The organism is Pontibacter sp. HJ8 (assembly GCF_054824225.1).
Genome location: NZ_JSYF01000422.1, coordinates 1 through 4655 on the forward strand (window position 1 = coordinate 1; position 4655 = coordinate 4655).

Annotated in this window: 4 protein-coding genes; all 4 read right to left on the minus strand. The window is 50.1% G+C overall.

Features of this window, described 5'->3' with window-relative positions:
* On the minus strand, positions 1–603 hold a 603-nt coding region (locus OB13_RS16870; RefSeq protein WP_461491351.1), incomplete at its 3' end, for a SulP family inorganic anion transporter.
* 59 nt (positions 604–662) lie between these two features.
* Positions 663–1556 (minus strand): bile acid:sodium symporter family protein, encoded by an 894-nt coding sequence (locus tag OB13_RS16875; RefSeq protein ID WP_461491352.1) that lies wholly within the window; start codon positions 1554–1556, stop codon positions 663–665.
* Between the two features lie 13 nt (positions 1557–1569).
* Positions 1570–3267, minus strand: a complete 1698-nt coding sequence (locus tag OB13_RS16880) for an arylsulfatase (RefSeq protein WP_461491353.1) — start codon at positions 3265–3267, stop codon at positions 1570–1572.
* A gap of 338 nt (positions 3268–3605) precedes the next feature.
* Positions 3606–4388, minus strand: a complete 783-nt coding sequence (locus tag OB13_RS16885; protein WP_461491354.1) for an acetoin reductase — start codon at positions 4386–4388, stop codon at positions 3606–3608.
* Between the last annotated feature and the right edge of the window lie 267 nt (positions 4389–4655).

The following is a 4655-nucleotide window of genomic DNA, read 5'->3' on the forward strand; positions in this document are numbered from 1 at the left end:
ATGCCAGTTGGTGAGGTGTATCTGCTGAAACAGGTTTATCGTTTGCAACACCTTGTTGGAACCTTCGGCAGGTATAGCAAAAAGCGTAGGCAACTGGCTTAAGATCGTGAGTATGGAAATGCCCGCAAGAAAACCCGTCATGACCGAATGAGAAACAAACCGCACCAGGCTTCCGAGCTTCAGCATACCCATAAGGATCATGAGTATGCCGGAGAGAATGACCAGCAAAAGCAAGGCGTCCACACGCTGCGCTTCCGGGTAAGCCTGCGTGAGCTGATACAACAGAAAAGCGGCCGCACTGGTGGTGGAAATGATCATCAGTTTGGAGCTGTTGAAAATCCCGCCTACCAGGCATCCGTAGACAGCCGCGAACAAACCCATGATAGGACTCACACCTGCCAGCAGACCACAGGCCATTCCGTCCGGGATCTCGTTCATGGCCACGGTCAGGCCCGCATTGGCATCGTCTTTTAGCGTTGCCCTTTTCGATTGCTTGTAGCGGCTTTCTTCCACCGTTTGCTTCAGCGCCACTTCCCCCGGAAGCAAATCTTCCGGAGGCTCAATCGCTTTGCCTGCTTTCTTATTTCCCGGAGTAAGGTTCATGTATTACAATGCTGTGTTGGATAAAGCTGCTACTTGCTATACTTGTAAGCTAAAGCCTGTCAGGTATCTGGTTGCGGCAGTTTCCGGTTGAGTAACACAATTCTAACCTTATTATCTTTTGATAAGAACTTAGCGATTCCTAACAGCAGGGCAATTCCCAGGGTGTTGGCGATGGTAATGATGACGAGTACTTCCGGATGACTGCTGAAATTTTGCGCAGCTACGATCATACTGGCGGCCGTATTTCGCTGTGCCGTACCCAAAGCGCCAATGTCCTGCAGATGGTCTTTGTCGTCGCGGCCGCCCAACAGGTACCCAATGCAGAAAGCGCCCATAATAAAAGCTATACCTAGCAGTATGGCTCCCTGGCCCATTATCTCTTTTAGTTCAGGAAAGTAGCCCGTCAGCGTGGTAATCAACATCACATACAAAGCCCAGTTACCAATTTTCGCTACCCATGGCTGCAAGGCATGTACGAGGTCGGGCAGTACCTTTGCCAGTATCAAGCCCAGTACGATCGGGAATATCAACTGCTTCAGCAAGGTCCAGGCAATCGTCCACCCGTCTATATCAATTTGAGGCACGATCACGGGCAGTACCAGCGGCACCAGGGCAACCGTAGCTAATACCAAGGTGATCATGGTGCTGGCGCCAAGCGCCAAGTCGTGCTCCGAGAGTTGGGTAAGCTTTATTAGGAAAGGCGCACCAGCGCAAATACTGAAGATAGTAAGTCCAACCCGCAGGTATGGATCAAGCGTGAAAATTTGCAGCATTCCCCACATGAGCAGTGGCGCTAAAATGAAATTGGCTACTAACATCCTCAGGCCGAATTTCCTGTTGCGCAGGTACTTTACAATGTCGTTCAGCTGCTGGGTCAAGCCTACATTTAGCATCGTCAGGAAGACAAAGACCGGCAGGACAAATCCGGCTATGCGGATCAGGATCTCAAACATATGCTTCTATAGTTTAATCCCCCAGATTAGTTGGCTCCACATCATTTTTAGCAGCTTTACCGATACCCGTTCTAGGATCTATCCGGTGCTTTGGATCGAACCGGTAGAATTCTTCAAATCCCAGTTTGGCCACAGCTCTTTCGTCGTTGGCTTTTATGTAACCCACCGAAAGCGCGTAGGCTTCCCAGTCGGCTTTTAGTTCGTCGAACTTGTCCGGAAATTGCGCGGCCATATTGTTTTCTTCTTTGATATCTTCCTTCAGGTTGAACAAATGCCATTCGTCCCCTTCGCCATAGGGCGGCGGCATAAAGATCAGTTTCCAATCGCCCTTCATCACGGCTTTGCATTCGGTGATTTCATAGCCGAGCACGTCAAAGGCATTTCGCACCGGCAGTTTTGTTTCTTCCTGCAGGTAGGGTTTCAGCGAAGTGCCGTAAAGTGGCTTTACATCTTTTTCCTTCGGATACCGGACATTGGCATAATCGAGTATAGTAGGCAGGATGTCTGTCACGTGTAGCATTTCATCGGTCACCACACCACGTTTATGCATGCGCCTGCCCGATATGATGAGCGGCGTTTGTGTGCCCCCTTCATAGGTCGTGATCTTGAAGTATGACAAAGGAGTATTAGCCACTTCGGCCCAGGCCCCGCCAATGGAAATAAACGAGTTGATCTTGCCGTAATTCTCTAAGCGGTTATCATACTCTCTGGCGATAGACTCTTTGGTATTCGGCGCATAAAAATGGGGTTCCTTGGGATTGGCGCCATTGTCGGACAAGAAAAAAATGATGGTGTCGTCGAATTTATTTTGTTCTTTCAATTTAGTGAACAAGCGGCCCAGGTTCCAGTCCAGGTTTTCGATCATAGCGGCATAGATTTCCATTCTCCGGGCCGCTTCCCTTTGTTCTTCTTCCGTGAGCTCATCCCATTTTTTAAACTCACCGCTGCCTTCGTTTGGAGTCAGATCATCGGGTACCAGTCCCAGCTCCTTCATACGCTGCAGGCGCTGGCTCCGGATCGCATCATACCCGCCATCGTACGTGCCTTTGTATTTATCCAGCCATCCATCCGGCACCTGCAGCGGGTCGTGCGGCGCAGTGAAGGCCAGGTAAGCAAAAAATGGGTTACCGTCCCCCTGCTCCGTAAGATACTGGATCATTTTATCGGTGTAGAAGTCGGATGAGTAGAAATCTTCGGGGAGATTTCCCACCGTCTTGCCGTCTTCCGAATATTCTGTGTGCGGCTGCTCAAATTCGCTCAGGGCTCGCTGGTCGTTAAAGTGGCTGACACCACCCCCTAAAAAAGAAAACGCGCGTTCGAAGCCTCTGGCATGTGGCCTGAAGCCTTCCAGCTCGCCCAAGTGCCATTTACCTGCCATGTAGGTATGGTAGCCGGCTTCTTTCAGAATTTCAGGAATGGTCAGAACATCTTTGTTAAGATACCCTTCGTAGCCGGGCTGCATGTATTGGTTGGTGGCGTGCGCTGTCGGCATATTGCCCAGCCCGGCGTGGTGATTGTCGCAGCCGGATAGCAGCATGGACCTGGTCGGCGCGCACAGCGCAGACGTATGAAAATTACGGAAGCGGGCACCGTTATCTGCCAGTTGCTGCAGGTTTGGCGTGCTGATCTCGCCGCCAAAAGGCTGGCAGTCGGAGTACCCCATGTCATCCACTACTATAAGCAGGAAATTAGGCTGGCCTTGTGAATTCATACTGTTTTTTAGTTTCTACTGTTGAAATAAAATCCTTCCTCTTGCTTAACAGCGGACCTTAAAGCTATAGGCTGCTGAAACCCTGCCCGATCATACCAGAACTGGCTGATTTTAGCCTATACTATTTAAAACCAGGCAGAATTAGTCCTCTCCATTGGCATCCAGAGTAGCACACGATGAGGATGAACCATTAGAAATTGAGGAGGTAAAATTAGCGGAGCCCCGTGCTGAAGAAGTTTTAATTAAGATCGTAGCGGCAGGCGTGCGTCACAAATTAAAACAAAGGATTCAGGGCGTGTAAAATCAGTCAATCAACTATAAATTTAATGCACGAAATGCTACCTGTACACAAGACCACCATCTATCAGGGGTGCCTGCCCGGTCATGTAATCTGAATCTGGCCCAGCCAAGAATGAAACGAAAGCGGCCACATCTTCGGGTGTTTCCGCCCGGCCCAGGGCGATGCCTTCCACGTATTTCTTATACGTCTCCCCGATGGGTGCTCCTGTGATTTCAGCCATCCGCCTGTCGATCTCTACCCACATATCCGTTCCGACAACGCCGGGGCAATACGCATTGACGGTGATGCCATCACTGGCAAACTCTTTGGCCGCTGCCTGGGTAAGGGCACGCACTGCAAACTTAGTGGCCGAATAAATCCCCAGCAGGGCGAAGCCTTCATGCCCGGCAATGGAGGACGCGCTGATAATCTTGCCTTTCTGCCCGCGCTGTTTAAACTTTTTTGCAGCGGCCTGAATGCCCCATAGTACACCCTGCACATTGACCTTCATGATCTTGTCCACCTCTTCCGGTGTAAGGTCTGCAATGGACTGGATGTTTGCGATGCCCGCATTGTTGACCATGATGTCAAAACCGCCCAGTTCCTTCTCGGCATACTCCACAGCAGCATAAACTTGATCGCGGTCCGACACATCGGCTTTATAAATAACCGCCCCGCTGCCTGCTGCCTTGATCTCGTTCGCAACAGCCTGCATCTTCTCTTCAGTAAGATCGACCACCGCAATTTTGGCCCCATCGTTTGCCAGCCTTAGCGCGATGGCGCGGCCGATGCCCTGTCCCGCACCGGTCACCAGCGCTACTTTGTTTTCCAGATTTTTCATAACCGCAGCTTTTTATGGATGGATAAAATTCACCCGTAACACTTTGTAAATAACGTTCTTAGAATGTCAACGTTGTAAAAAACCACATTTCCCTTTCAATAGAAATGATAGAAGATATGACATGGAATCGTGTACTACGAATCCTTCCTTCTCTGTGCACTAAGCCCCAAGTGAAACATAAAAGTTTAGGCTGCACCTGTCAGGTGATTTCGTAAAAACGTGAAGAGAGAGGTGCTGCGCTACCTTTTACCATCCAGTACGGCCGCG